The organism is Microbacterium radiodurans (assembly GCF_008710705.1).
GTDB lineage: Bacteria > Actinomycetota > Actinomycetes > Actinomycetales > Microbacteriaceae > Microbacterium > Microbacterium radiodurans.
The window spans coordinates 138,476-163,843 of the sequence record NZ_VYRZ01000001.1; the positions used below are offsets into that span (position 1 = coordinate 138,476).

Here is a 25,368-nt window from a genome sequence, read left to right on the forward strand (position 1 = left end):
GGCTCAGCCGACCTCGGGTGCGCCGTCGTCGGTGGGCTCGGGAAGCAGGGAGAGTCCGTTCGGGCCGCTCGCGCCCTGCATCAGCTCCTCCACCCAGTGGCGGTTGATGCGGGGCTGACGGCTGCCCGAGAAGTGGAACTGGAGCGGCACCGAGGGGTGGATCCAGTAGCTGCGACGCTCGCCGCCGCGCGGCAGATCGATGTCGAACATGAACGGTTCGGACCGGCGCAGCTTGTTCATGATGACGATGCGCAGGTGCGCGAGCGTCCTGTCGTCGATCTCGACCGAATTGCCGAGCGTGTCGTAGATGAAGCGGCCCACGGTGCGAGCCTAGCGCCCTCGGGTGCTCGCACCAGCCTCGAGCATCTCGGCCGCACCCTCTTCGACCCCCACGGGGACGACGAGAGGACGACTGGCGCTGAACGCCTCCCACTCGCGGAGCACGACGCGCTCCACTTCCGTGACGGTGGTGTCCGGGTGCGCGGCGGCGAGACGGGAGACGACGCCGGCGAACGTCGTCACGCTCTGGCCGTCGACGGTGAAGCGGTCCTCGAGGGGAGTGACCGAACTGCACATGTCGCCATGGTGTCACGCCGTCGCCGGCACGACGAATGTCAATCTGCGGGCTTTCTCGGTAGCCGAGATACTCCGGCTCCGTGCCGTGGCCGGTCTCAGACGCGGTCGGCCCGAGCCTGCTCCGCACGCGGGTCCGGAGCGTGGGCGTCCACCTCGTCGACGGCCTGCTGCAGGCGGCCGAGGCAGGCGATCACGGCGCGGGACTCGTCGGCGCTCATGCCCTCGACGGCGGCCAGCATGCGCTTGTGCATCTGACCGAGCGTGTCGCGCACCTCGTGGTCGGACTGCGTCGTGGCGACGACGTGGACGCTGCGTCGGTCGGAGGGATGCGGCTGGCGCACGACATGGCCGGACTTCTGAAGCCGGTCGATGAGGGCCGTCGTCGAGGCGGTCGAGATCCCGAGGTAGCGCGAGAGCTCGGTGGGCCCCACGAGACGTCCCTCGCCGTGCGCCTTGATCAGGTAGCGCAGGACGAGCAGCTCGTTCTCACCCATCGACATCGAGTCGCGCGTGCGGCGGCGCATCGCCGCTTCCGCAGCCCGGTACAGGCGGAAAGCCTGCAGAACGGCGATCCCGCGCTCGCGTGGCGTCTCGTCCCCATCCAGCTCCGAGGGGTACCAGTAATGCGAAGCCGTCGGGTTGTCGTCCACCTCCGCATCCTAGAACGACACGTCGGCGCCACGCAGGCGGCACGCTGACCGTTGACTCCGCGACCGTTTCATGGTGTGACGCCGACCGCGCACCCCTCGGGCCCGCGGATTACCGTGTCGACATGAACTCTCAGCACGGCGCAGCGCCGCCCGGAATCGATCCGCGCGGGCCCCGTTTCGCCGCCGGGATCACGGCGGTGCTGCTGCTCGCCGGCACCTTCCTCGCTCTCGTCGGCTCCGCCGCCCGACCGGGCACGACACTCGGCGAGCGCGTGGCCGACCCCGCCTTCGTGCTGCTCGTCGCCATCGATCTCCTCTTCGTCTGGGGGTTCGCCGCGCCGGCGAGCGCCCCCTGGGGCGCCGTCTTCCGTGCGCTCGTGCGCCCGCGCCTCGCGGCTCCGTCGGAGTGGGAGGATCCGCGTCCGCCGCGGTTCGCCCAGGTCGTGGGATTCGTCGTCGTCGGCGTCGGAATCGTGCTCCACCTCGCGGGCGTTCCCTACGCCCTGCCGATCGCCGCGGCGGCGGCCTTCGTCGCGGCATTCCTGAACGCCGTCTTCGCGTTCTGCCTCGGGTGCCGGCTCTACCTGCTGCTCACCCGCGCCGGGATCATCCGCACCGCCTGAGGCATCAGCCCTTCTCGTCGAATCCGATCGCCGGCCCCGAGCCGTCGATCTCGGGCACCCCGCGAGGCGCCGCACGACGCGCCGCCATCCGGAGCAGCACGGCCGCGAGCACGGCCGACACGAGCGTGCCGAGCAGCACCGCGAGACGGGCGCCGTCGGTGTGGACGCTGTCGGGGAACGACAGCCCAGCGATGAGCAGCGAGACGGTGAAGCCGATGCCGCAGAGGAGGCCGATGGGGGCGAGATCGCGCATCCGCACACCCTCCGGCAGCCGCAGCGGCGTCGTCCGGGTCAGGATGGCGGTGACGCCGAGGACGCCCGCGACCTTCCCCACGACGAGGCCGGCAACGATCGCGAGGACGACCGGCTGCGCGAGGACGGCGAGCGGATCGCCCGCACCGATCACGGTCACGCCCGCGGCGAAGAACGCGAAGACCGGCAGCGCGATGCCGGCGGAGATCGGCCTCACCGCGTCGTCATAGGTGTCGGTGCGCGCGACGGCCTCGCCGTGGAGGGCGCGCGCGGGCACGACGAGCCCCAGCATCACCCCGGCGATGGTGGCGTGGACGCCCGAGGCGTGCATGAAGCCCCAGGCCACGAGAGCAATCGGCAGCAGCGCCCACCAGCGGGCCCGGCGTCGACGGCTCACGACGGCGAAGAGGACGACGGCGGCCAGGGCGGCGGCGAGCGCGATCAGGTCGATCGCCGCGGTGTAGACGACGGCGATGATCACGATCGCGAGCAGGTCGTCGACGACGGCGAGCGTGAGCAGGAAGGTGCGCAGCCCGCGCGGCAGCCCGCGCCCGAAGATCGCCAGAACGGCCAGGGCGAAGGCGATGTCGGTCGCGGTCGGGATGGCCCATCCGCTGAGGGCCGTGGTGTCGCCGAAGGCCAGGACGACGGCGACGAAGACGAGCGCCGGCACGGCCATGCCGCCGACGGCCGCCAGCGCCGGGACGGCCGCCTGACGCGGATGCCGCAGGCTCCCGTCGACCAGCTCGTGCTTCAGCTCGACGCCGACCACGAAGAAGAACAGTGCCAGCAGCCCGTCGGACGCCCAGTGCGCCAGGGAGAGGTCCAGGCGCAGCGCGGCAGGGCCGACGGTGAGCTCGGACAGCGCCGCGTAGGCGGGCGCGGCGGGCGAGTTCGCCCAGATGAGGGCGATGGCGGCGGCGATCAGCAGCAGCGCACCGCCGGTGGTCTCTCGTGAGAGCCAGCGGCGGAGGCGGGCGGATCGGGGCAGCGCGTCGTACACGGAAGGTCTCCATCCTCCGCCGGCGGTCGCCGACGGGAGTGTCGACCAGACTTCCCGACGCGCCGCCCTCGATCCTACCGGCCGGGCTCGAGCACCGGTTCGCTCTCGCCCTCGTCCGCATGGCGCGTCACGTGCAGGCGGGCGATGCGCCGCCGGTCGAGCGCCGTGACCTCGATGCTGGCGCCGTCGACCTCGATGCGGTCGCCGACGCGCGCGAGGCGACCGAGCTGCTCGATGACGAACCCGGCGACGGTGTCGGAGGCGCCCCGCGGGATCGAGATGCCGGTGGCCTCCTCGAAGTCCTGCAGGTTGAGCCGGCCGTCGACGGGGCCGCCGTCACCCGTGAGCGGATGCGGCATGTCCTCCGTGTCGTACTCGTCGACGATCTCGCCGACCACCTCCTCGACCAGATCCTCCAGGGTCACGATGCCGTCGGTCCCGCCGTACTCGTCGACGACGACGGCGATCTGGCTCCCCTCGGCGCGCATCGCCGTCAGGGTCGGCAGCAGCCGCGCGGTCGAGGGGAAGTACGGGATCGGTCGGACGATCGCCTGCACGATCTGATCGGCATCGGTGGATGCGGCATCCAGCAGGTCGCGCACGTGGACGAATCCGGCGACGTCGTCGATCGTCTGATCGACGATCGGGTACCGCGAGTACGGCAGGTCGCGCACGCGGGCGGCGGCTTCGCCGACGGACTCGCGTCCCGTGAGCGAGACGACCTCGGGGCGTGGTCGCATGACCTCGCTGAGCTGACGGTCGCGCAGCGAGAGCACGTCGTCGAGGATCCGCCGTTCGTCCTCGGGCAGCCCCTCGTGGCTCGAGACGATGTCGCGGAGCTCCTCGTCGCTGAGCTCCTCGCCGGTCTTGTTCGGATCGCCGCCGAGGAGGCGGACGAGGACGTTCGTCGAGATCGACAGCAGCCAGATGACCGGCCGCATGAGGGTGGCGAACCCGTTCAGCACGGGTGCGACGGTGTACGCGAAGGCGGCGTTCCGCTGGATGGCGAGCCGCTTCGGGACGAGCTCGCCGAGCACGAGCGAGAGGTAGGCGATGATCAGCGTGAGCACGATCGTCGCGACCGTCATCGCCGCCCCTTCGGCCAGACCCCACGAGATCAGCACCGGCGCGAGCGAGGGTGCGATCGACGAGGCGCCGTAGGCGGCCGAGGCGAAGCCCGCGACGGTCACGCCGATCTGCACGGCGGAGAGGAAGGTGTTGGGATTACGTGCGAGCGAGGCGACCTTCTCGCCGCGCTTGCCGCGCAGGGCGAGCGCGTTCACCTGACTGTCTCGCAGGGTGACGAGCGCCATCTCGGTGGCGGCGAAGACGCCGCCGATGAGGACGAAGACGACGACGAGGACGATGTTGAGGAGCAGATCGCCGTTCATCGGCGGACCTCGCTCGAGGCGCGGGGTGCGCCCGGGGTCACCCGGGCGCCGGGACTGTCGGAGTCTGAGGCCGAAGCGGCACGATGCGTCATTGCGAAAGAGTAGCGGGCCGGCCTTTGTCTGGGCTGGGGGTTGCGGGCTCCCCGGGCCGCCCTCGGCCCTCGTGGGTGTGTCACGATTTGTGGATGGACGATGGCGTGACCGCGGAACTGCGAGCGCTCCGCGCCCGCGCCTACGGCCCCGACGCCGACATCGCCGCGGATCCCGTCGCCACGTCGCGTCTCGCCGAGCTCGAGGCGGCCGATCGGGCAGCTGCCGCGGCCGCACTCCGGCCTCGCGAACCCGAGCCCGAGCCCGAGCCCGAACCCGAGGTCGTGGACGAGGTCGCGGCGCTCTTCCCCGAGCCCGTCGGCTCCACACCCGATGCGCGGGAGGATGCGCCCGCCGATGAACGGACGGCGACCCCGCGGCCGCCGAAGCGCCTGCTGCTCACCTGGGCCGGGTCGCTCGCACTCGTCGCCGTCCTCGCCGTCGCGGTCACCTCGTTCACGACTGCGCGCTCGGCGGCCACCGCCACGACCCTTCCCGACGACGCGCAGATCACGCACGTGACGACGCTTCTGCCCACCGGCGCGGACGTCCCCGACGGTCTCCAGGATTTCAGCGACGGCCCCGCGCGCAGCTTCGAGACCTTCTTCGGCGTCGAGACCATCGAGGTCAGCGTCCCCTGGCTGCCCGGCGACTCCACCTGCATCCTGCTCATGAGCACCGAGCAGCGCGACGAGAACTCCTCGAACTCCTGGTCCGGTTACGGCCAGGGCTGCTCGGCTGGCGCGTTCCCGGCGTCGCTGTCGTTCGTCGTGGCCGACGAGCACCCCGAGCAGCTGCGCGAGCGGTATCCGGTCGGCACCGCGCTCCAGTTCGTCGCACGCGAGACCGGGGTCGACGTCTTCCTGTCGGAGGCGCCCACCACCGAGGCGACCGACTGAATCAGACGGCGGTCTGCGTGATCACCTCGGACTCCGCCGTCGTCCCGTTCAGTTCGACGTAGAGACGCCGCTCGGTGATCGAGACGGTCACGGTGTTCCGCCGGTCGAGGGCGCCGACGAGGTCGTCGATGAAGCCGGGCTCGAAGCTGTGCAGCGCGATCTCGTCGGCGCGGTGGATCTTCTTGCCCGCCCAGACGGCCGCGACCGGTCCCGGATTGCGGTGGGTGTAGACGGCGACCCGCTCGGCGAGCTTGCTCCCGTGATGCAGGCGCGCGGCATCCGGCGCCCCCACCTCGATCCACGCGAGGATCGAACCCGTGAGATCGCGGACGAGCACAGCCGGCTCGTCCTTCGCGGCGACGCCCTCCGTGAACGCGATGCCCTCCTCGTACTCGAGGCAGTACGCGAGCAGACGGGTGACCATGAAGGCATCCGTCTCGGAAGGATGCCGCGCCACGCGCAGCGCGAAGGACTCGTACACGCCGCGGTCGACGTCCGCGAGAGTCACGTCGAAAGTGTGGATCGTCGCGCCGGCAGCCATAACGATCGAGCCTAGCCGCCTCGTGATGTGACACGCTGATCCCATGCGGATCGCACTGACGGGATCATCGGGAAAGCTGGGCACGGTCGTGGCCCGGGAGTTGGCAGCAGCGGGGCACGAGGTGATCGGCCTCGACGTGGTCGGTGCGCGCGGTCCGTCGTTCGTCCAGATCGACCTCACCGACTACGGCCAGGTCGTCGACGCGCTCGGCGCCGTCGGCGATCGTCACGACGGTGTGGACGCGGTCGTGCACCTCGGGGCCATCCCCGCCCCCGGCATCCGGCCCGACATCGCGACGTTCCACAACAACATGACGTCGACGTTCAACGTCTTCCACGCGGCGACCCGTCTCGGCATCGACCGCGTCGTCTACGCCTCCAGCGAGACGGTTCAGGGCCTGCCGTTCGACGTGCCGCCGCCCTACATCCCGGTCGATGAGGGCTACCCGGCCCGCCCCGAATCGGTCTACTCGCTCGTGAAGCACCTCGAGGAGCAGCTCGCGATCGAGCTCGTGCGCTGGCACCCGCAGCTGTCGATCACGGCGCTGCGGTTCTCGAACGTCATGGTTCCCGAGGACTACGCGGAGTTCCCCTCGTTCGACGCCGACGCCCGGCGCCGCAAGTGGAACCTGTGGAGCTACATCGACGCGCGCGACGGGGCGCAGTCGGTGCTGCGGGCGCTCGAGAACGCCCCGGCGGGCTTCGACCACTTCCTCATCGCGGCGGCCGACACGGTGATGTCCCGCCCCAACGCCGAGCTCGTCGCCGAGGTGTTCCCCGGCGTCGAGGTACGCGGCGACCTCGGCACCCACGACTCGCTCTTCTCGACCGACAAGGCGAGGCGGCTGCTCGGCTACGAGCCGCAGCACTCCTGGCGCGACCACGTCTGACGCCGCGTCCGTCGGGCGCGGGGCGAGAAGGTGGCGCATGCTGCGGGAATCCCGCCCGGATAGTCACCACAAGCGCCACTTTCTCGGCTGCTGAGGCGTCTGCGGAGCGTCGGGTCGCGGCCGGGCGGATCAGGGTCGGGCGAGGATGCGGCGGGCTTGCTCGGCGGCGCCGAGGGCGACGTACTCGCCGGGCTCGGGCACCTCGACGTCGAGGCCGAAGACGAGCGGCGCGATCCGCTGGACGGCGTCCGAGCGCGCGCCGCCGCCCACGAGCAGCACGCGGCGCAGCGGCACCCCGAGCGCGCGAAGGGCGTCGAGGCCGGCGCCGAGACCCGACAGCATCCCCTCGACGGCGGCGCGCGCGAGGTTCTCGCGCGTCGTCGAGGCGAGCGTCATACCGGTGAGCGAGGCCGTCGCATCCGGCAGGTTCGGTGTGCGCTCGCCCTCGAAGTACGGCACGAGCCGCAGTCCGGCCGCTCCCGCATCGGCCTCGAGCGCGAGACGCGACAGCTCGCCGTGATCGACCCCGAGCAGCGCGGCCGTCGTGTCGAGAACGCGCGCCGCGTTGAGGGTGCAGACGAGGGGCAGATGGTGCCCGTCGGCCGAGGCGAAGCCCGCGACGATGCCCGAGGCATCCGTGACCGCCTGCTCGCTGACCGCGAAGACGGTGCCGGACGTGCCGATCGAGACGACGACGTCGCCGACTCCGGCGCCGACCCCGAGAGCGGATGCCGCATTGTCGCCGGCGCCGGGTGCGACGCGGCGGCCCGCGGCATCCGTCACCCACTCCTGCGCGTCGAGGACGCGCGGCACGATCGCATTCCGGCCGAGCGCGGCGTCGAGAAGCTCGCGGTCGTACTCGCCGGTCGCGGCGCTCCAGTAGCCGGTGCCCGAGGCGTCCGACCGGTCGGTGACGAGCTCGTCGAGGCGCGCGTCGGCGTCCGCGCCGGAGCCGCCGGCCGACCCGAACCCCCGCAGGCGCCACGTCAGCCAGTCGTGCGGCAGCGCGACGGCGGCGACCCGCTCGGCGTGCTCGGGCTCGTGGTCGCGCAGCCACCGCAGCTTGCTGATGGTGAACGAGGCGACCGGCACGAGCCCGGTGCGCTGGGCGAGCGCCGCGGCGCCGAACTCCTCGACGAGGTCGGCCGCGGCATCCGCCGACCTCGTGTCGTTCCACAGCAGGGCGTCGCGGATGACGCGGCCGCCGGCGTCGAGGGCGACGAGGCCGTGCTGCTGGCCGCCGATCGACCACGCCGCGACGTCGTCGAGGCCTCCGGCGAGCTCGATCGCCCGCTGCAGCGCCTGCCACCACGCCTCGGGATCGACGCTCGTCCCGTTCGGGTGCGGCGCCCTCCCTTCGCGCACGATGCGCCCGGTCTCGGCGTCGACGATCACGACCTTGCAGGACTGCGTCGACGAGTCGACCCCCATCACCAGCGCCATGCCGGCATCCCTTCTCTCATCACTCCGCGAGACAGCATCGGTGCACCGAGACGGCGTCCGACAGCTGCTGTCTCGGTGCCCGCCTGCTGTCTCGCGGTCAGCGGATGCCGCGCGCGCCGAGCAGGTGCTCGGTCGCGAGCTGCTGCAGCCGCACGAAGCCGAAGCCCTTACCGCCGAGGTAGGCGTCGGTGTCGAAGTCCTCGTAGGCCGACCGGTCGGCGACGAAGTCGTCGTAGGTCTCACCCTCGCCGAAGGTCGGCTGCGCGAGCTCGGCGACGCGAGCGGCCTCGAGAGCCTCCTGCACCTCGGGGTCGGCGCGGAAGGCCGCGGCCCGCTCCTTCAGCAGCAGGTAGGTGCGCATGTTCGCGGCGGCCGAGTCCCAGACCCCGGTCTCGTCCTCGGTGCGGCTCGGCTTGTAGTCGAAGTGGCGCGGGCCGTCGTACGCGGGGCCGCCGTTCGGGCCGCCGTTCTCGAGCAGATCGACGAGCGCGAAGGCGTTGTGCAGGTCGCCGTGGCCGAAGACGAGGTCCTGGTCATACTTGATGCCGCGCTGACCGTTGAGGTCGATGTGGAAGAGCTTGCCGTGGTACAGCGCCTGCGCGATGCCGGCGGCGAAGTTCAGCCCCGCCATCTGCTCGTGGCCGACCTCGGGGTTCAGGCCCACCAGCTCGGGACGCGCGAGCGAATCGATGAACGCGAGAGCGTGGCCCACCGTCGGCAGCAGGATGTCGCCGCGCGGCTCGTTCGGCTTCGGCTCGATCGCGAAGCGCAGGTCGTACCCCTTCTCGACAACGTAGTCGCCGAGGAAGTTCACGGCCTCGCGGTAGCGCTCGAGCGCCTGGCGGACGTCCTTCGCCGAGTCGTACTCGGCGCCCTCGCGGCCGCCCCACATGACGAAGGTCTGGGCCCCGAGCTCGGCGCCGAGGTCGATCTGGCGGAGCACCTTGCGGATCGCGAAGCGACGCACCGAACGATCGTTCGACGTGAAGCCGCCGTCCTTGAACACGGGCGCGCTGAAGAGGTTCGTGGTGACCATCGGAACGGTCAGGCCGGTGTCCGCGAGCGCGCCCTTCAGCCGGTCGATCTGCGTCTGACGCTCCGCGTCGCTCGAGCCGAATGCGAAGAGGTCGTCGTCGTGGAAGGTGAGGCCCGCTGCACCGAGCTCCGCGAGCTTCTCGACCGCGTGCACGACGTCCAGCGGCGGTCGCGTCGGTCCGCCGAACGGGTCGGTGCCGTTGTATCCGATGGTCCAGAGACCGAAAGTGAACTTGTCGGCGGGGGTGGGGGTGGGCATGAGTGCTCCTTCGCGTCCAGTGCTGAGCATCAGGCTAGGGACATTTGTCCTGTGCGTCAACAAACCGGCTGCACGTCGGCTGCGGCGTCTCGTAGGCTGAGCGCGTGAGCGTCGCACCCGGAACAGCAGAGCTCGTCCGACGCGCGAACCTCGCCCGCATGCTCGTCGCCGTCCACCGGGGCGGACCGCTCTCGCGAGCCGCGCTGACCGCCGAGCTCGGCCTCAACCGCTCGACCATCGGCGCGCTGACAGCCGAGCTGTCACGCCTCGGGCTCGTCGCCGAGACCGCCGGCGCCGCCGAGGGCCGTATCGGCCGGCCGTCTCCGATGGTCGCCGCGCGCCCCGACGTCATCGCGATCGCCGTGAATCCCGAAGTGGATGCCGTCACGATCGCCGCCGTCGGCCTCGATCGCCGCGTCCACGCCCGCCGCCGCGAGATCACGACGACCTTGATCTCGCCGGAGGGCCTGGCCGAGCTGGTCGCGGCGACGATCGCGGGCTGGCGAGGGGACGAGCTCGCCGCGGCATCCGTCGTCGGCGTCGGCATCGCCGTACCCGGGCTCGTGCAGCCCGCCGACGGCCTCGTCGTGCACGCACCGCACCTGAGATGGACCGACGCGCCCGTCGCCGACCTCGTCGCCGCGGCGACCGGCGTCCCGACGACGGTCGGCAACGACGCCTCGTACGGAGCCCTCGCCGAGCACCTGTTCGGCTCGGCGCGCGGCGTCGACGATGTCATCTATCTCAACGGCGGGGCGAGCGGAATCGGCGGCGGACTCGTCGTCGGCGGCGTCCTCGCCGGAGGCGCCCGCGGACTCGCGGGCGAGTTCGGCCACAATCCCGCCGTGTTCGAGGATGCCGCCGACCGCCGCGCCGGCGAGCGCGCAGCCCTCGAGGACGACGTGAACCAGCATCGCCTCGTCACCGCCCTGGGCCTGCCCGGGGCCACCGACGCCGAGCTGCGGACGGCGCTGAACGAGACGGCGAACCCCGCCGTCGTCGACGAGGTGCGACGACAGCGCCGCATCCTCGCCGCCGCCGTCGCCGGTGCGGTCAACATCCTCGACCCCGCGGTCGTCGTCCTCGGGGGCTTCCTGGCCGCGCTCGTCGAGACCGACGTCGACGAGTTCGCCGTCGCCGTCGCCCGTCGCACGATCGCCGGCTCGGCCCCGATGGTGCGGATCGCCGAACTCGGCGATGACCGACTGCTCGTCGGCGCCGCCGAGACGGCATTCGCGGCGCTCCTCGCCGACCCCGTGGGCACGATGGCCCCGGTCGCGTCAACGACCGATCCCACCCCCGCCTGACCTCGTACGATCGGAGCAGCGCCGCCGTTCCGGCTCGCCTCCGCGCCTCCCTCGACAGAAATGCCCGCATGGCCTCCAGAGCACCCCGTCCCGCCGATCCGCCGCTGCGTCAGCGCAACGCCCTCGTGCCGGGGATGATCGGCGCGGCCGCACTGGTGGCCGGGATTCCGCTCCTGGGCGGCGAGTTCGCCCTCATCATCCACTTCATCGTCGCGATCCTCGCGCTCATCGTCGCGTGGTTCGCCATCCAGGCGAAGCAGTGGTGGTGGGCGCTCCCGATGGTCGCGATCGCCGTGCTCTGGAACCCCGTCTACCCGCTCCACCTCGACGCCCCGGTACGGCTGGTGCTCACGGTGGTCGCGACGGCATCCTTCATCGCCGCCGGAGCCCTCGTCTGGGTTCCCCGTCCGGCCCCCGCCCGATGAGTCCCCTCGAGGAGACCCGGCGCGGCGCGCCCCGCCGGCCCGGCGGCGGCGTCGTGTGGGCCCGCGTCGAGGACGGCTTCCACGTCGGGAGCACCGACGGCGACTTCGTCGGCTACATCGACCGGCAGCCGGACGGCCGCTGGCACGCCTTCGACGCGCGCTCGCGGATGGTCGGGAGCTTCGCGGTCGTCACCGACGCGATGCGGGCTCTGTCGCTGCCGGCAGCCCCCGCCCCCGAGACGCCGCCGATCGATCTGTGGGAGATGCGATGACCGCGAACGACGACCTGTTGTCGGTCCTCTACACGAGCACCGCCCGTTCGCCGTTCGGCGACGACGAGCTCGCCGAACTGCTCACGCGCAGTCGCGCATCGAACGAGCGGCACGAGCTGACGGGCATGCTGCTGTACCGCGGCGGCCGGTTCGTCCAGGTGCTCGAGGGTCCGGCCGAGCGCGTGCGGGACCTGCTCGCGGTGATCGCGACCGACGAGCGGCACACCGCGATGCGGGTGCTCATCGAGCAGCCCATCGAGCGACGCGAGTTCGCCGACTGGACGATGGGCTACCAGCCGATCGCCGTGACGACGGCACCGGCGCCGGCGGGCTTCCGCGACACCTTCGACGACCTCGAGCAGTCGGGCGACCCGAGCGCGACACTGCGCGCCGCGCGCGAGCTGAGCCTCTGGTTCCGCGTTCGCGAGCGCCGAGCGCAGTCCGACGCTCGCTGACCGCGCTGGCGCGCGGCGGCAGCGGAGGATCAGAGCGGCCCGATGACGCGGATGAGATCGCGCAGCACCTCCCCGCGGGCATCGGGATGCCACGACGCCCACGCATCGACGAGGGCGTCGAACGTCGGCGGGTCGTCGTTGAGGTAGGCGGCGACGAGCCGCCCCCGGAGGAGCTCGGCGCTCGCCGCGTCGCGCGGAACGTCCGGGCGCCAGATCTGGACCGGCACCGACGACGCTGCGAGGCGATCGCCCGCCGCGACGGCGAGGGCGGCGAGCACCTGCCGCTGCTTCGGGCGGACATGCTGCGACTGCTCCCGGATCCAGGCCTCGAGGAGCGCAGCGGGTCCGGCCGGGGCGCGGCGCGAGGGCGCGGTCGACCGGGCGGTCGACGGGGTGCCGCGGAGGATCAACGCGAGATCGGCCATCGCGCTCTGCGCGAGCGGTCCGACCGCGGGCTGTCGGGGCACCGCGGCATCCCGTCGGCGGGGACGGGGCTTACTCGCCGCGGCCGGTCGCGTCCTGCAGTCGGTCGATCTGCTCCGACGCCTCGGCCTTGCTGAGGTTGCCGGGAAGCTCTTCGCCCGCCTCGCGGGCCAGGGTGTCGAGGTAGCTGCGCTGCGGGCCGGTCATCGGCTCGTCTCCGGTCACCCAGTTCTCGGGGTCCTTCACGGGCGAGCCCTGCCCGCCGCCCTCGGTGCCGCCGAGCGTGTCGGCCTGCTCGGCGTTGTGCCCGTCGGCGGCCGAGCCGGCGTCGGCAGCCGGCGGGGTCGGAGCGGTCGGCTCACCGGGAGCCGGAGTCGTGGGCTCGGTCGGCGCGGGGATCGTGGGCTCGGCCGGGGCGGGGAAGGTCGGCTCGTCGGGCGTGGGGATGCTCTGATCGGTCATGGCTCGACGCTAGGCCGATCGGTCGTCGGATGACAGGCACTTGCGCGGACGGCCGGAACCGGTCGCACGGGCGGGCTCGCAAGTGGCATCCCGCCCTCTACGCCTCCCGGCCGCACCCGTCCACCCCTTTTCCCCGGGAATGCGCTCGCGCCAGGGTAGGACCGTGCGAATGACAGACGAACTCGGCGCCTGGGCGGCGCGGCAGCGCTGGTACGCCGGCAAGAGCCACGACCCCCGCTTCCGGATCCTCGACGCTCAGGAGGTGCCGGGCGCGACCCGCTACCTCCTGATGGACGACGCCGGATCGCTGCCCACGCTCTACAACGTCCCCGTTGCCCGCGTCGCGCACGCGGCGGAGTCCGACGCCGTCATCGGCGGGGACGGCGACGAGACACTGGTGGATGCGGCGCGGCATCCGGACTTCACCATCGGCATGCTCGCCGACATGGGCATCGACGTCAGCGGGGTGACCGGGTCGCGGGTGCTGACCGGCGAGCAGTCGAACACCTCGATCGTCTACGACGTGGAGGGCGAGCCGCGCATCATCCTGAAGCTCTTCCGGACGCTCCACCACGGCGAGAATCCCGACGTGACGGTGCAGCGCGTCCTGAGCGAAGCCGATTCGCCGTACGTGCCGCGCTTCTACGGCAGCCTCGACGCCGAATGGCCCGATGTCGGACGCGACGGCGGTCGCGCCCACGGCACGGTCGGATTCGCGCAGGAGTTCCTCGCCGGTGTGCGTGACGGCTGGGCCGTCGCGCTCGAGGCGGCGGCCGAGGGGCGCGACTTCACCGACGCCGCGCGCGACCTGGGCATCGCGGTCGCGGGCGTCCACGGGGCGCTCGGCGCGTCGCTCGAGACGGTCGACGCCGCCTCCGAGGAAGTCGTCGCGACCGGAGGCGCCTGGCGCCGGCGGCTGCGCATCGCCGCGACCGAGGTTCCCGCCGTCGCCGAGCGGCTCGACGCGATCACTGCGGTCTACCGCGCCGCGCTCGACCGGCCGTGGCCGCGACTGCAGCGCATCCACGGCGACCTGCACCTCGGACAGGTGCTCGCCGTGCCCGGCGGCGGCTGGCGCATCGTCGACTTCGAGGGCGAGCCCCTCCGCCCCATGGCCGAGCGGGCGATCCCCGACCTGCCCCCGCGCGACGTCGCCGGCATGCTGCGCTCGTTCGACTACGCCAGCGCCGTCGGTGGTGGACCGGATGCCGCGCAGTGGGCGACCGCGTGCCGTGACGCCTTCGTCGATGCCTACGTCGGCGCCCCGGGATCGGTCGAGCTCGAACCCGCGCTGCTGCGCGCCCTCGTGCTCGACAAGGCCGTGTACGAGTCCATCTACGAGGCGCGCAACCGCCCCGACTGGCTTCCGGTGCCGCTGGCCGGGATCGACGCCGCGCTGTCCTGACCCGGGCCCGGCCCTGCCGAACCGGGGCGGGACGGGCGCCGCGCCGCGCGCGCCGCGTTGCAAGGGATCATTCACGCCACGCCGGCCGGAGACCCGGCATCCCGGCGTGTCCCGACCGATGCCTCGCATCCCGGCACCCGGCATCCCGGCATCCCGGCACTTCACATCGCGGCATCCGGCATTCGACATCCGGCGCTCATCACCCGGCACCCGTCAGTCACCCCGGGGTTGCGCCTGGACGTGCGCCGGCCACGGCCACGTGTCGCCGGGCCGCGATGCAAGGGATCCGGCCCGACGCGCCGGCTCGAGTCGCGGAATCACGGCGTGTCGTGCACGATCCCTTGCATCGCGGCACGGCGGCACGCAGGCACCAGGCCGCGGCCGCCGGTGTCAGACTGCGGCGGCCCCGGCGGCCCCGGCGGCCCCGGCGGCCCCCTCGGGCTCGGGCTCGGGCGCGCGCAGCAACAGGAACGTCGCCCCGTAACCGGGCAGCGACACCGAGAAGCTCTGCAGATCGTCCACTCGAGCGAGCGTCTCGCCCGTCGCGGCGTCCACGACCTCGCTCTGCGGGACGAGCCGCTCGGAACGGACCGTGCCCTCGATCGGCTCGGCGCTGAAGTTCAGCACGGTCACCTGCATCGCGGCGTCCGCGTCGGCGTCGCCCTCGTCGAGCCGGTGCACGAGCACGAGCATGCCGGCGTGCGCGACCTCCGGGATGTCGACCTGCGACGCCGTGGCGATCCCGTGCTCGCGACGCAGGTCGAGGATGCCCGACAGGCGTGACGCGAACGACTCCGGGTCCTCGAGCTGAGCGGGCAGCGGCCCGTAGAGCGCGCGGCCGCGCGGCATCCCCGACGCGGACTTCGTCGCCGTGGGGTCGGCGTCGAGCAGATCGTGCGCGCCGCGCTCGATCCAGCGGGTGTCGCCGTTGCGCAGCAGGTCGGCGATCTCGTCGGCCGGCAGGGTGAGCATGCCCACGAGGTCCCAGCCCGAGAGCGCGAAGACGCCCGGCTGCCAGGCGTTGTAGGCGCAGAGCAGCAGGTGCGCGTCGCGGATGCTGGGCACGTCCGCCTCGCTGATGTCGTCCAGCTGCGCCAGGCCCCGCGTCGCCGCGATGAGCGAGGTCGTCGTGCAGGCGATGCCGTTCTGGGTGAAGACGCGGTTGTAGTCGGCATCGACGGTCAGGCGCTGGGTCAGGTCGGCGCGGATCTCTTCGGCGAGCTCGGCGCCCGTGACCTCGCGGCCGCGGAACCGGTAGACGTCCTCTGCGTGACGGGTGGCCCAGTGGACGAGCTCGTACGTCAGCTCGTCGTGGTTCTGCATCCCGTGGACGAGCTGCACCGGGTGGACGCCGAGCTCGAGCGACGACGTCAGGGCCAGGCGCAGGAACTCCGTCTGACCGGTCGCGAGCGCGTGGTGGTATCCGGGCCGGCCGATGAAGTCGTAGGAGAGGTCGGCGCCGACGGCACCCGTGTCGCGGATGTCCTCGATCGTGAGGTTCAGCTCCTGGAACGTGAACCCGCCGACCTTGCGCACCATGCCCGCGATGATGTGGTTCGCCGCGTGCGAGAGGGGGTGCCCCTCCGACCAGGCGGGAAGACCCTCGGCGCTCTTCTCGACACCGAGGAAGCCGTTCGCGTCGAGGCGGAGGGCACTCGTGCCGAGCTCGCCCAGCGAGTGCAGCGCGTCGCCGATGACGAGACGCATCCCCGCGAAGGTCGGGTCGAGCCAGTTGATCGACGGCTGGCCCTGCTTGAAGTAGTGCAGGTACACCCAGCGGCGCGTCACGCCGTCGGGACCGGTGACGGGGGCCGTCGCGCTCCAGTTGGTCTCCTTCACGCCGGGCGTGTAGAAGATGACCCGCTGCAGCGCGCCGATGATGTAGCCGCGCTCGGCCAGTTCGTGCTCGGTCGCCGGGTCGAGGTTGACGCTGTCCTCGCCCTCGGGGATCGGGGGCAGCAGCTCCCAGTCCTCGGGCGGGATCTCGACCATGTGATAGATCCCGGGGTAGTCCTTGAAGCCCATCTCGGCGAGGCGGAAGTCCGCGCCCTTGCCCGTGTGGCCCGGCACGATGTCGTCGATCACGCTGCCGCCGTGGGAGTCTGCCACGTCGCAGAGCGCGCGGAACTCGTCCTCGGTGCCGAACGCCGGGTCGATCGACGTGCTGATGCGGTCGAAGTGGCCGTCGACGCTCGGGGTCTCGCGCCAGCCGACGATGCCTCCGGCGCGCTTGACGGGTCCGGTGTGAATGGCGGTGATGCCGACCCGTTCGAACGCCGACCACAGCGCGTCGTCGCCCAGCGCCGCGAGGAAGGACTGCCCGGGACGCGTGATCAGCGAGATCGGATAAGCCGTGAACCACACGTCGGTCGACGCGATCGCGCGGCGGGCATCGGGGCGGGCGTAGGGGTTCCGCCACATCGCCGGCTGACCCGACAGCTGACGGGCGAGCACATCGGCATCCTTCAGCATCGACTGCCGCACGAGCCACTCGACGTACGACGGGTTCGTGCCGTTCGCGGTGCGGGGGTCGGTCGTGTTGCGCCGGACGCTGCCGCCGCGGAACTGGTCGCGCGGGCGCAGGCGCCGCGGGCGCGCCGGGTACCGCTGTTCGTCGTAGCTGATCTCGGACTTCTCGAAGTCTGCTTCCTCGTCGCCGGCCGCCCCCGCCCCCGGGAGGGTGATGGGGGTGGTGTAGAGGTCCTCCGGCCGATCGTCGTCGCGCGCCATCCCTCCACGCTAGAGGCGCCGCCGAGACGGCGGGAAGGGCTGGTGCCCGGGCGGACGAACCATTATGGAGACGAGGCGGTCGGATGCAGCCGGCGCCGACCCGTCAGGGGTGGATCCGCGGGCTCTGGCTCGGCGCTCCGCCCCACCGGTACAACGGATGCTGTCCGCCGCCGCACCCGAGGAGACGAGCACATGATCGACCGAGACGGCCTCGCCGCCTTCCTGCGCACGCGACGCGCATCGCTCCAACCCGACGACGTCGGACTGCCCCGCGGCCGGCGTCGTCGCACCGACGGCCTCCGGCGTGAGGAGGTGGCCGGGCTCTGCCACATGTCGACCGACTACTACGCGCGCCTCGAGCGCGGCACGGGACCGCGCCCCTCCGAGCAGATGCTCGCCGCCATCGCCCTGGGGCTGCACCTGACGCTCGGCGAGCGAGACCACCTCTTCCGGCTCGCGGGGCACGAGCCGCCGACGCGCGGACCGGCGAGCGATCACGTGAGTCCGGGACTGCTGCGGATCCTCGACCGGCTGCACGACACCCCCGCCGAGGTCGTCACCGAGCTCGGCGAGACGCTGCGCCAGACTCCGCTCGGCGTCACGCTCCTGGGTGACGCGACCTCCCGCACGGGCGACGCTCGGAGTCTCGGATACCGGTGGTTCACCGATCCTGCCGCGCGGGAGGCCTACGACGACGAGAGCGAGCGGCGGGTGCTCTCTCGGGTGTACGCGGGCGGGCTGCGCGAGCTCGCCGCGCTGCGGGGCCCGTCGTCGCGAGCGGCGGCGCTGGCGGCATCCCTGGTCGAGGTCAGTCCGGAGTTCCGCGAGCTGTGGGAGCGGCAGGAGGTCGGTGTCGCACCGCCGACGGTCAAGCGGTTCCGGCATCCCGAGGTCGGGGTGATCGAGGTCAGCTGCCAGACGCTGCTCGATCCCGACCAGTCCCACCGCCTGCTCGTGTACACCGCGACGCCCGGAAGCGCGAGCCACGAGAAGCTGCAGCTGCTCGCGGTGATCGGGAGCAGCGCCGCCGTCTGACCGCGCCGTCCGACCTCTCCGCGCACGTGAGAGCGCGCGGAGGGGTGACTTCGCGATCAGCGGTTGCGGCGACTCTGGATGCCGCCGCGCCCCGCCCTCAGCATGGAGGCACCGGAGCACCTCGGCTCCGCGCACAGATGGAGACACCATGCCTCGCGACACCGATCCCGGCATCCGCTCTGACCTCGAAGGACGACTCGCCGTCGTGACGGGCGCCACCGACGGGATCGGGCGCGTCATCGCCGAGCGCCTCGCCGCAGCCGGCGCCGCCGTGGTGATGCCGGCACGATCGGCTGCGAAGGGAGCCGCCGCCGCGGAGCGCGTCCGCCGCGCCGTTCCGGGTGCCGAGATCAGCACGCCGCCGCTCGATCTGGCCTCGCTCGACTCGGTCGCCGACTTCACCCGCGACCTCGTGGCTCAGGGACGGCCGATCGATGTGCTCGTCAACAACGCCGGCGTGATGCACCCGGGGTCGCGGCAGTCCACCGCCGACGGCTTCGAGCTGCAGCTCGGCGTCAACCACCTCGGCCACGTCGCCCTCACGCTCGGGCTGCTCCCGCTGCTGCGCGCGGGACGGGCCCGCGTCACGCACCAGACGAGCGTCGCCGCCCGGTCGGGCGGCATCCACTGGGACGACCTCGACTGGCACCGGAGCTACGACGACATGGCCGCCTACCGGCAGTCGAAGATCGCGGTGGCACTCTTCGGCCGAGAACTCGACGCGCGCAGCCGCGCGGAGGGCTGGGGACTCTCGAGCAACCTCGCGCACCCCGGCGTGAGCCCGACGAACCTGCTCGCCGCGCAGCCCGGCATGGGCCGCGCGAAGGCATCGCCCGGTCGCTCGCTCATCGTGGCGCTCTCGCGCGTCGGGCTCGCCGGCACGGTCGAGTCCGCCGCAGGTTCGGCCGTGCTCGCGGCGGTCGGCCGAGACGCGCGCGGCGACGAGTTCTACGGGCCGCGTCGCCTGGCCGCCGGCGCGCCGCGTCGTCAGGAGTTCTGGGCGCCGTTCCGCGATCTCGCCGACGGTCCGCGCCTGTGGGATGCCTCGCTGCAGCTCGTCGGCGAGCGGTTCGCGGTGTGACGCGGCGGTCCCGCAGCACCGCGGAAAATGAAGAACCCCCGGATAACCGGGGGTTCTCATGGCGGTGACGGTGGGATTTGAACCCACGGTAGGGGTGAACCTACACAACATTTCGAGTGTTGCACCTTCGGCCGCTCGGACACGTCACCGTCGACGAGTTTACGACATCTCGAGGGATGCCGCGAACCGAGCCCGACGAGACCCGTGCACCGCCGCAGGCAACCCGTGGCGCAGACGTCCGCGCGGGCATAGCCTCGGGACCGTGACGCGCCCCTCGACCCCGCAGACGGCGCTCGTCGTCGCGATCGCGTCGCTCGCCTCCGCCGTCGCCTTCCTCGACAGCACCGTCGTCAACGTCGCACTCCCGGCGATCGAGCGGGAGCTGGGCGGTGGCCTCGCCACGCAGCAGTGGGCCGTCGACGGGTACCTGCTGACGCTGTCCTCGCTCATCCTGCTCGCGGGATCCGTCAGCGACGCCTACGGCCGCCTCCTCGTGCTCCGGATCGGACTCGTCGGCTTCGGCATCGCCTCGATCGCCGTCGGCCTCGCCCCCGATCCCCTGTTCCTCGTCATCGCCCGCGCGGTCCAGGGAGCGGCGGGCGCCTTCCTCGTGCCGAGCTCGCTCGCCCTCATCACCTCGCTCCTGCAGGGCCACGAGCGCTCGCGGGCCATCGGCCTGTGGACGGCCTTCACGACGGGTGCGACGCTCGTCGGGCCGCTCCTCGGCGGCGTCTTCGTCGACCTGTTGTCGTGGCGCTACGCCTTCCTCATCAACGTCGTCCCGGTCGCCGTGACGCTCTGGCTCGTCACCCGCCTGCCCGTCCACGATGAGCGGCGGTCCGACGCGGGCATCGACTGGTGGGGCGCCGTGATGTGCACGGCGGGTCTCGGTGGCATGGTCTTCGCCCTCATCGAGCAGCCGAACCTCGGCTGGTCCTCTCCCGCGATCTGGATGCCGCTGGCCGCCGGCGCCGTGCTGTTCGGCGCCTTCCTCCTCCGCCAGCGCACGACGCCGCATCCGATCCTCCCCCTCGGGCTCTTCCGTGCCCGCAACTACTGGACCGGCAACCTCGCGACGCTCTTCGTCTACGCCGCGCTGTCGCTCAACGGCTTCGTCATCGGGGTGTACCTGCAGGAGGGGGCCGGGCTCAGCGCGACCCTCGCGGGCCTCGCGAGCCTGCCGACGACCGTGCTCCTGATCGCGCTCAGCCCGTGGGCGGGATCTCTCGCCGAGCGTCTGGGCGGCCGGGTCTTCATGACCGCGGGACCGCTCCTCATGGCCGGCGGTGCGCTGCTCCTGCTGCTCGTGGGCGATCCGTTCGACTACGGGTGGCAGATGCTGCCGGGACTCCTGGTGTTCGGGCTGGGCCTCGCCGCGACCGTCTCGCCGCTCACGGCGACGATCCTCGGTGCCATCGACTCCGAGCGATCCGGCATCGCCTCCGCGGTCAACAACGCGGTGGCGCGGGTCGCAGGCCTCGTCGTCATCGCCTTCCTCGCGCCGATCGTCGGCGGCAGTCTCGACCTCGCCGGCTTCCACCGCGCCGCCGTCGTCACCGCCGCCCTCATGGCCGTCGGCGCGGTGATCGCCTTCGCCGGCATCCGGCGCACACCGAGCCCCGCCGGGACGACGCCGCGAAGGTGACGCCGCGAAGGTGACGCGTTCGGCGGTCTCCGCCGGCGGATAGCCGACGGAGGCGACACCTTCGCGCCGGCACCGTCGGGGTCAGCGCTCCGCTGCGAGGGGACCGAGCACCGCCAGCATCCGCATCTTCTCGGCGGCCGCCGACCCGGGCTCGGGCGTCAGCGTGAGCAGCGCCTGCGAGCGGTCCTCGGTGAACAGCACCTGGCAGTCGACCTCGATCTCGCCGACGGCCGGGTGCACGACGACCTTGTGGTCGGCGAAGCGCTCGGCGACCTCCTCGAGATCCCAGAGGGTCGCGAACTCGAGGCTCCGCGACCGCAGGTCGGCGACGAGCTCGGCGGCGCGCGAGGCGGGACCGCCCCGGCCCGCGACGGCCCGCAGGTTCGCGACGATCGCGCGGCTCTGCCGCGGGTGATCGGATGCCGGATACACCGCGCGCTCGGTGTCGGGATGCACGAACCACGACCAGGCTCCGCTGCGCTCCGGCCCCGTCCGCTGCTCGCGGACGCCGAAGATCGTCCGCGCGAGATCGTTCTGCGCGAGCGTCTCGTCGAGCTCGGTGATCACGAGCGCCGGGATGTCTCCGAGGCGATCGAGAACCCGCCGCAGGGCCGGCGCGACATGGTCGGCAGCGCCCGCGCGCTCCGGCGGCGTGTGGCCGGCGAGACGATGGAGGTGGTCGCGCTCGGACCGGGACAGGCGCAGGGCGCGCGTCAGCGCGGCGAGCATCTGCAGGCTCGGCTGCGGACCGCGCTCCTGCTCGAGCCGCGTGTAGTAGTCGCTGCTCATCGTCGCCAGCTGCGCGACCTCCTCGCGGCGCAGCCCCGCGACCCGCCGGCGCGCGCCCGCGGGCAGCCCGACATCCTCGGGCCGCAGCCGCTCGCGCCGGGTCCGGAGGAAGCTCGCCAGTGCCGCTCTGTCCACACCGCCATCCTCGCGCGCGGGCGCCGCCGCATCCAGGGACCGCCGCTCCCCCGATGCGGACGGCCTGGATGGATGCCGCGATCCGCCGCACGCTGGGGGCATGGACATCACCGGACGCACCGTCTTCATCCCCGGCGCGACGAGCGGCATCGGCCGCGCGTTCGCCATCGCCCTCGCCGAGCGCGGCAACACCGTCATCGTCGGCGGCCGGCGCCGCGAGCGGATCGACGCGATCCGCCGCGATCATCCCGCGATCGACGGGGTCGTCATCGACACGGCCGACCCCGACTCGGTCGCGCGCGCGGCGGCCGAGGTCATCCGGCGCCACCCGGACCTCGACGTCCTCGTCACGATGGCGGGAGTCATGGCCGCCGAGGACTGGCGCAGTCCCGGCGGCTTCGTCGCGAACGCCGAGCGCACGGTCACGACCAATCTGCTCGGCCCGATCCGTCTGATCGGCGCATTCATCGAGCACCTGCTCGCGCAGCCCGATGCGACGATCGTCACCGTCTCATCGGGCCTCGCGTTCGCGCCGCTGCGCCCGACCCCCAGCTACAACGCGACGAAGGCCGCGATCCACATGCTGAGCGAGTCGTTGCGACTGCAGTACGCCGAGACGTCGGTGGGCGTCGTGGAGCTCGTCCCCCCGAGCGTGCAGACCGACCTGATGCCCGGCCATGCCGAGAACCCGCAGGCTCAGCCGCTCGATGACTTCATCGCCGAGGTGATGGCGATCCTCGAGGGCGACCCCGACGTCCGGGAGGTGCTCGTGGAGCGGGTGGAGTTCCTCCGCCACGGCGAGGCCCGCGGCGACTACGACGAGGTCGTCCGCACTCTGAACCGCACGGACCCGCACGCGGCGCGCTGACCCGGCCGCGGACGGCGGATGCGGCATCCCGCCGTCCGCGGCAGGCACCCTGGCAGCTCATACGGGACCCCTGCCAGACTGAGGCCATGAGCGCGATCGAGAACTCGAAACTCACCGTCGTCGGCGCGGGCGCCGTCGGATCCAGCGTCGCCTACGCGGCCCTGATCCGCGGGTCGGCCCGCCACGTGGCCCTGTACGACATCGCCACGGAGAAGACCGAGGCCGAGGTGCTCGACCTCGCCCACGGCGCCCAGTTCACCGGGTCGAGCGACATCATCGGGGGCTCCGACATCTCCGTCGCCGAGGGCTCGCACGTCATCGTCATCACGGCGGGCGCGAAGCAGAAGCCCGGCCAGACGCGCACCGAGCTCGCCGGCACGAACGCGGGGATCATCGCCTCGATGATGCCGCAGCTGATCGAGGTCGCCCCCAACGCGACGTTCGTCATCGTCACGAACCCGTGCGACGTCCTCACCGTGCTCGCGCAGGAGTCGACCGGGCTCGCGCCCGAGCGCATCTTCGCCTCGGGCACCGTCCTCGACACCTCGCGCCTGCGCTGGAAGATCGCCCGTCGCGCCGGTGTCTCGATCTCGAGCGTCCACGCGTACATCGTCGGCGAGCACGGCGACACCGAGTTCCCGCTCTGGTCGCACGCCACGATCGGCACCGTTCCGATCCTCGACTGGGTGCCGCTCGACGGACAGCCGAAGTTCACCACCGACGAGCTCGACCAGATCGCCGTCGACGTCCGCGACGCCGCCTACAAGGTCATCCAGGGCAAGGGCGCGACGAACTACGCGATCGGGCTCTCCAGCGCCCGCATCGTCGAGGCGATCCTCCGCGACGAGGATGCCGTGCTGCCGGTCTCCACGGTGCTGCGCGACTTCCACGGGGTGGACGGCATGGCGCTGTCGGTGCCGTCGGTCGTCAATCGGCGCGGCGCGTTCCCGGTGCGCGAGATCGCCTTCTCGGAGCGCGAGCTCGAGCTGTTCCAGCACTCCGCGCACGCGCTCGGCGAGATCGCCGACTCCCTCCGCGGCTGATCGGCGCCGAGCTGCTGATACATCCGTCAGACCGGCGGTGCTGGAGTCGCCTCGCGCCGTCCGACAGGCTGCATCCGCACCGCTGACCTGACGAACGTATCGGCGCGGCCGGACCCGGAGCGCGGCGGGGCGCGCGCGGCGGCGGGTTCCGCCGGCCACGGTGCCGGGCGATGTCGGCGCCTCCGCCTAGCCTGGAGACATGGCCTCGCGACGACCCTCCCCCACGACGGCCTTCCGCTGCACCGAATGCGGGTGGACGACCGCGAAGTGGGTCGGCCGCTGCGGCGAGTGCCAGCAGTGGGGAACGGTCGTCGAAGCCGCCACGCAGACCGGCATCACGGCATCCGTCACCGCGGTGGCCCCCGCGGCCTCGCGAGCGGCACGGCCGATCACGGCGATCGACACGGCCGAGGCGCCCCGTCGATCGAGCGGCGTCGGCGAGTTCGACCGCGTGCTGGGCGGCGGCATCGTCCCGGGCGCGGCGATCCTGCTGTCGGGCGAGCCGGGCGTCGGCAAATCGACCCTGCTGCTCGAGGTCGCCGCGCAGTCCGCGCGCTCCGGCCGCCGCGTGCTGTACGTCAGCGCCGAGGAATCGCTCGGCCAGGTGCGCCTGCGCGCCGAGCGCACCGGGGCGCTCCACGACGAGCTGTATCTCGCGAGCGAGACCGACCTCGCGACCGTGCTCGGCCATGTCGACGAGGTCCGCCCCGAACTGCTCGTCGTCGACTCCGTGCAGACGGTCTCCTCCGCCCTCTCCGACGGCGTCGCCGGGCAGCCGAGTCAGGTGCGCGAAGTCGCGTCGACGCTCATCCGCGTGGCGAAGGAACGCGATCTGCCCGTGCTCATCGTCGGCCACGTCACGAAGGACGGCACGATCGCCGGCCCCCGCGTCCTCGAGCACCTGGTGGACGTCGTGTGCCAGTTCGAGGGCGACCGGCAGACGTCCCTGCGATTCGTGCGGGCGCTGAAGAACCGCTTCGGGCCCACCGATGAGGTCGGCTGCTTCGACATGGCGGGCGATGGCATCGCCGAGGTTCCCGACCCGAGCGCGCTCTTCCTCGGCCACGGCGACCCGGTGCCCGGCACCTGCGTGACGATCGCGCTCGAGGGGCGCCGCGCGCTGCCGGTCGAGGTTCAGGCCCTGACGCTGAAGACCGGGGCACCGAATCCGCGTCGAGTGGTCAGCGGCGTCGACGGCGCACGCGTGGCGATGATCCTCGCGGTTCTCGAGAAGCGCGGCGTCGCGGTCACGAGCGACCACGACGTGTACGTGTCGACGGTCGGCGGCGTGCGGCTCGTCGAACCCGCCGCCGATCTCGCGATCGCGATCGCCATCGCGGGAGCCGTCGGCGGAAGGGCCGTGTCGCGACAGGTCGCCGCCTTCGGCGAGCTCAGCCTCGCCGGCGAGATCCGGCCGGTCACCCAGTCGGGGCAGCGTCAGTCGGAGGCCCGGCGTATGGGTTACCGTGCGGTCATCGACGCCTCGTCCAAGACCATCGGCGGCGCGATGCGCGACCTGCAGGTGCGGCAGCCGCCCGCCTCCGCCGAGGGCGATCCGACCTTCTGAACCCCGCGTCCCGCCATCCGCGAGACATCAGTCTCGCGCCGAGAGCGCGGCCCGGAGCCGCGGTCTCGGCGCGAA

26 protein-coding genes and 1 tRNA gene are annotated in these 25,368 nt (G+C 72.3%); 14 read left to right on the top strand and 13 right to left on the bottom strand.

Annotation, left to right across the window (positions count from 1 at the left end; translation table 11 throughout):
- Window positions 1-3: 3 nt before the first annotated feature.
- From F6B42_RS00680 to F6B42_RS00690, 3 genes are all read right to left on the bottom strand, one after another.
- Window positions 4-321, bottom strand: coding sequence for a DUF7882 family protein (locus tag F6B42_RS00680; protein ID WP_150417677.1), 318 nt, complete (start codon window positions 319-321; stop codon window positions 4-6).
- Window positions 322-330: 9 nt separating this feature from the next.
- On the bottom strand, window positions 331-576 hold the full coding sequence (locus F6B42_RS00685) for a hypothetical protein (RefSeq protein ID WP_150417678.1): 246 nt from the start codon (window positions 574-576) through the stop codon (window positions 331-333).
- A gap of 95 nt (window positions 577-671) precedes the next feature.
- Window positions 672-1,226 carry a MarR family winged helix-turn-helix transcriptional regulator gene (locus F6B42_RS00690; RefSeq protein WP_150417679.1) on the bottom strand — a complete coding sequence of 185 codons (555 nt, stop codon included), beginning with the start codon at window positions 1,224-1,226 and terminating at the stop codon, window positions 672-674.
- 122 nt (window positions 1,227-1,348) lie between these two features.
- On the opposite strand from F6B42_RS00690, the gene F6B42_RS00695 reads away from it, so the two are divergent.
- The gene (locus tag F6B42_RS00695) at window positions 1,349-1,849 is read left to right on the top strand and encodes a DUF4395 domain-containing protein (protein WP_150417680.1); all 501 of its coding nucleotides are present in this window, start codon (window positions 1,349-1,351) and stop codon (window positions 1,847-1,849) included.
- A gap of 4 nt (window positions 1,850-1,853) precedes the next feature.
- Here F6B42_RS00695 and nhaA read toward each other — a convergent pair whose 3' ends face one another.
- Together nhaA and F6B42_RS00705 are read right to left on the bottom strand one after the other, a co-directional pair.
- Window positions 1,854-3,104, bottom strand: coding sequence for a Na+/H+ antiporter NhaA (gene nhaA, locus F6B42_RS00700; protein ID WP_150417681.1), 1,251 nt, complete (start codon window positions 3,102-3,104; stop codon window positions 1,854-1,856).
- 74 nt (window positions 3,105-3,178) lie between these two features.
- Window positions 3,179-4,495 carry a hemolysin family protein gene (locus tag F6B42_RS00705; protein WP_150417682.1) on the bottom strand — a complete coding sequence of 439 codons (1,317 nt, stop codon included), beginning with the start codon at window positions 4,493-4,495 and terminating at the stop codon, window positions 3,179-3,181.
- A gap of 185 nt (window positions 4,496-4,680) precedes the next feature.
- On the opposite strand from F6B42_RS00705, the gene F6B42_RS00710 reads away from it, so the two are divergent.
- Window positions 4,681-5,484, top strand: coding sequence for a hypothetical protein (locus tag F6B42_RS00710; RefSeq protein ID WP_150417683.1), 804 nt, complete (start codon window positions 4,681-4,683; stop codon window positions 5,482-5,484).
- A 1-nt stretch (window position 5,485) separates the two neighbouring features.
- Here the strand turns inward: F6B42_RS00710 and F6B42_RS00715 are convergent, their stop codons facing one another.
- A complete protein-coding gene (locus F6B42_RS00715) occupies window positions 5,486-6,025 on the bottom strand; it encodes a YaeQ family protein (protein WP_150417684.1) in 540 nt (179 codons plus the stop codon).
- A 43-nt stretch (window positions 6,026-6,068) separates the two neighbouring features.
- On the opposite strand from F6B42_RS00715, the gene F6B42_RS00720 reads away from it, so the two are divergent.
- A complete protein-coding gene (locus tag F6B42_RS00720; protein ID WP_150417685.1) occupies window positions 6,069-6,914 on the top strand; it encodes an NAD-dependent epimerase/dehydratase family protein in 846 nt (281 codons plus the stop codon).
- 129 nt (window positions 6,915-7,043) lie between these two features.
- Here F6B42_RS00720 and xylB read toward each other — a convergent pair whose 3' ends face one another.
- Entirely contained in the window at window positions 7,044-8,357 is a 1,314-nt protein-coding gene (xylB, locus tag F6B42_RS00725) for a xylulokinase (RefSeq protein WP_191089224.1), read from the bottom strand.
- Window positions 8,358-8,454: 97 nt separating this feature from the next.
- Window positions 8,455-9,651, bottom strand: a complete 1,197-nt coding sequence (gene xylA, locus F6B42_RS00730) for a xylose isomerase (RefSeq protein WP_150417686.1) — start codon at window positions 9,649-9,651, stop codon at window positions 8,455-8,457.
- Between the two features lie 104 nt (window positions 9,652-9,755).
- Here xylA and F6B42_RS00735 point away from each other — a divergent pair, with 104 nt between their 5' ends.
- The 4 genes from F6B42_RS00735 to F6B42_RS00750 all read left to right on the top strand — a co-directional run bounded on the left by F6B42_RS00735 (window position 9,756) and on the right by F6B42_RS00750 (window position 12,110).
- Window positions 9,756-10,958 carry an ROK family transcriptional regulator gene (locus F6B42_RS00735; RefSeq protein WP_223878267.1) on the top strand — a complete coding sequence of 401 codons (1,203 nt, stop codon included), beginning with the start codon at window positions 9,756-9,758 and terminating at the stop codon, window positions 10,956-10,958.
- 68 nt (window positions 10,959-11,026) lie between these two features.
- The gene (locus tag F6B42_RS00740; RefSeq protein WP_150417687.1) at window positions 11,027-11,383 is read left to right on the top strand and encodes a DUF6804 family protein; all 357 of its coding nucleotides are present in this window, start codon (window positions 11,027-11,029) and stop codon (window positions 11,381-11,383) included.
- Window positions 11,380-11,655, top strand: a complete 276-nt coding sequence (locus F6B42_RS00745; RefSeq protein WP_150417688.1) for a hypothetical protein — start codon at window positions 11,380-11,382, stop codon at window positions 11,653-11,655. The genes F6B42_RS00740 and F6B42_RS00745 overlap by 4 nt, the downstream gene beginning before the upstream one ends.
- The gene (locus tag F6B42_RS00750; RefSeq protein ID WP_150417689.1) at window positions 11,652-12,110 is read left to right on the top strand and encodes a BLUF domain-containing protein; all 459 of its coding nucleotides are present in this window, start codon (window positions 11,652-11,654) and stop codon (window positions 12,108-12,110) included. The genes F6B42_RS00745 and F6B42_RS00750 overlap by 4 nt, the downstream gene beginning before the upstream one ends.
- Window positions 12,111-12,139: 29 nt before the next feature.
- Here the strand turns inward: F6B42_RS00750 and F6B42_RS00755 are convergent, their stop codons facing one another.
- The gene (locus tag F6B42_RS00755; RefSeq protein ID WP_150417690.1) at window positions 12,140-12,577 is read right to left on the bottom strand and encodes a hypothetical protein; all 438 of its coding nucleotides are present in this window, start codon (window positions 12,575-12,577) and stop codon (window positions 12,140-12,142) included.
- A 28-nt stretch (window positions 12,578-12,605) separates the two neighbouring features.
- Window positions 12,606-12,779 carry a DUF3072 domain-containing protein gene (locus tag F6B42_RS14895; protein WP_223878365.1) on the bottom strand — a complete coding sequence of 58 codons (174 nt, stop codon included), beginning with the start codon at window positions 12,777-12,779 and terminating at the stop codon, window positions 12,606-12,608.
- Between the two features lie 385 nt (window positions 12,780-13,164).
- On the opposite strand from F6B42_RS14895, the gene F6B42_RS00765 reads away from it, so the two are divergent.
- A complete protein-coding gene (locus F6B42_RS00765) occupies window positions 13,165-14,400 on the top strand; it encodes a phosphotransferase (RefSeq protein ID WP_223878268.1) in 1,236 nt (411 codons plus the stop codon).
- A gap of 390 nt (window positions 14,401-14,790) precedes the next feature.
- Here the strand turns inward: F6B42_RS00765 and treS are convergent, their stop codons facing one another.
- Window positions 14,791-17,130 (bottom strand): maltose alpha-D-glucosyltransferase, encoded by a 2,340-nt coding sequence (gene treS / locus F6B42_RS00770; RefSeq protein WP_150417692.1) that lies wholly within the window; start codon window positions 17,128-17,130, stop codon window positions 14,791-14,793.
- Window positions 17,131-17,322: 192 nt separating this feature from the next.
- Here treS and F6B42_RS00775 point away from each other — a divergent pair, with 192 nt between their 5' ends.
- Window positions 17,323-18,165 carry a helix-turn-helix transcriptional regulator gene (locus F6B42_RS00775; protein WP_150417693.1) on the top strand — a complete coding sequence of 281 codons (843 nt, stop codon included), beginning with the start codon at window positions 17,323-17,325 and terminating at the stop codon, window positions 18,163-18,165.
- A gap of 148 nt (window positions 18,166-18,313) precedes the next feature.
- Window positions 18,314-19,246 (top strand): SDR family oxidoreductase, encoded by a 933-nt coding sequence (locus F6B42_RS00780; RefSeq protein WP_150417694.1) that lies wholly within the window; start codon window positions 18,314-18,316, stop codon window positions 19,244-19,246.
- Window positions 19,247-19,305: 59 nt separating this feature from the next.
- On the opposite strand, the gene F6B42_RS00785 is transcribed toward F6B42_RS00780, so the two are convergent.
- Window positions 19,306-19,395: transfer RNA gene (locus F6B42_RS00785), tRNA-Ser, on the bottom strand.
- A 113-nt stretch (window positions 19,396-19,508) separates the two neighbouring features.
- Between F6B42_RS00785 and F6B42_RS00790 the strand changes: the two genes are divergently transcribed.
- Window positions 19,509-20,891 (top strand): MFS transporter, encoded by a 1,383-nt coding sequence (locus tag F6B42_RS00790; protein WP_150417695.1) that lies wholly within the window; start codon window positions 19,509-19,511, stop codon window positions 20,889-20,891.
- An 81-nt stretch (window positions 20,892-20,972) separates the two neighbouring features.
- On the opposite strand, the gene F6B42_RS00795 is transcribed toward F6B42_RS00790, so the two are convergent.
- Entirely contained in the window at window positions 20,973-21,815 is an 843-nt protein-coding gene (locus F6B42_RS00795) for a helix-turn-helix transcriptional regulator (protein WP_150417696.1), read from the bottom strand.
- A gap of 100 nt (window positions 21,816-21,915) precedes the next feature.
- Here F6B42_RS00795 and F6B42_RS00800 point away from each other — a divergent pair, with 100 nt between their 5' ends.
- The 3 genes from F6B42_RS00800 to radA all read left to right on the top strand — a co-directional run bounded on the left by F6B42_RS00800 (window position 21,916) and on the right by radA (window position 25,293).
- Window positions 21,916-22,683: an SDR family oxidoreductase gene (locus F6B42_RS00800; RefSeq protein ID WP_150417697.1), complete on the top strand. Its 768-nt coding sequence runs from the start codon at window positions 21,916-21,918 to the stop codon at window positions 22,681-22,683.
- Between the two features lie 86 nt (window positions 22,684-22,769).
- Window positions 22,770-23,726 (top strand): L-lactate dehydrogenase, encoded by a 957-nt coding sequence (locus F6B42_RS00805; RefSeq protein ID WP_150417698.1) that lies wholly within the window; start codon window positions 22,770-22,772, stop codon window positions 23,724-23,726.
- 199 nt (window positions 23,727-23,925) lie between these two features.
- The gene (gene radA, locus F6B42_RS00810; protein ID WP_150417699.1) at window positions 23,926-25,293 is read left to right on the top strand and encodes a DNA repair protein RadA; all 1,368 of its coding nucleotides are present in this window, start codon (window positions 23,926-23,928) and stop codon (window positions 25,291-25,293) included.
- Window positions 25,294-25,368: the final 75 nt, after the last annotated feature.

Coding starts and splice junctions, on each gene's coding strand:
- F6B42_RS00705 (WP_150417682.1), bottom strand. CDS start 4,495: ATGAACGGCGATCTGCTCCTCAACATCGTCCTCGTCGTCGTCTTCGTC.
- F6B42_RS00720 (WP_150417685.1), top strand. CDS start 6,069: ATGCGGATCGCACTGACGGGATCATCGGGAAAGCTGGGCACGGTCGTG.
- F6B42_RS00715 (WP_150417684.1), bottom strand. CDS start 6,025: ATGGCTGCCGGCGCGACGATCCACACTTTCGACGTGACTCTCGCGGAC.
- F6B42_RS00765 (WP_223878268.1), top strand. CDS start 13,165: ATGACAGACGAACTCGGCGCCTGGGCGGCGCGGCAGCGCTGGTACGCC.
- F6B42_RS00800 (WP_150417697.1), top strand. CDS start 21,916: ATGGACATCACCGGACGCACCGTCTTCATCCCCGGCGCGACGAGCGGC.
- F6B42_RS00710 (WP_150417683.1), top strand. CDS start 4,681: ATGGACGATGGCGTGACCGCGGAACTGCGAGCGCTCCGCGCCCGCGCC.
- F6B42_RS00695 (WP_150417680.1), top strand. CDS start 1,349: ATGAACTCTCAGCACGGCGCAGCGCCGCCCGGAATCGATCCGCGCGGG.
- F6B42_RS00740 (WP_150417687.1), top strand. CDS start 11,027: ATGGCCTCCAGAGCACCCCGTCCCGCCGATCCGCCGCTGCGTCAGCGC.
- F6B42_RS00750 (WP_150417689.1), top strand. CDS start 11,652: ATGACCGCGAACGACGACCTGTTGTCGGTCCTCTACACGAGCACCGCC.
- xylB (WP_191089224.1), bottom strand. CDS start 8,357: ATGGCGCTGGTGATGGGGGTCGACTCGTCGACGCAGTCCTGCAAGGTC.
- xylA (WP_150417686.1), bottom strand. CDS start 9,651: ATGCCCACCCCCACCCCCGCCGACAAGTTCACTTTCGGTCTCTGGACC.
- F6B42_RS00685 (WP_150417678.1), bottom strand. CDS start 576: ATGTGCAGTTCGGTCACTCCCCTCGAGGACCGCTTCACCGTCGACGGC.
- F6B42_RS00780 (WP_150417694.1), top strand. CDS start 18,314: ATGCCTCGCGACACCGATCCCGGCATCCGCTCTGACCTCGAAGGACGA.
- treS (WP_150417692.1), bottom strand. CDS start 17,130: ATGGCGCGCGACGACGATCGGCCGGAGGACCTCTACACCACCCCCATC.
- radA (WP_150417699.1), top strand. CDS start 23,926: ATGGCCTCGCGACGACCCTCCCCCACGACGGCCTTCCGCTGCACCGAA.
- F6B42_RS00805 (WP_150417698.1), top strand. CDS start 22,770: ATGAGCGCGATCGAGAACTCGAAACTCACCGTCGTCGGCGCGGGCGCC.
- F6B42_RS00745 (WP_150417688.1), top strand. CDS start 11,380: ATGAGTCCCCTCGAGGAGACCCGGCGCGGCGCGCCCCGCCGGCCCGGC.
- F6B42_RS00775 (WP_150417693.1), top strand. CDS start 17,323: ATGATCGACCGAGACGGCCTCGCCGCCTTCCTGCGCACGCGACGCGCA.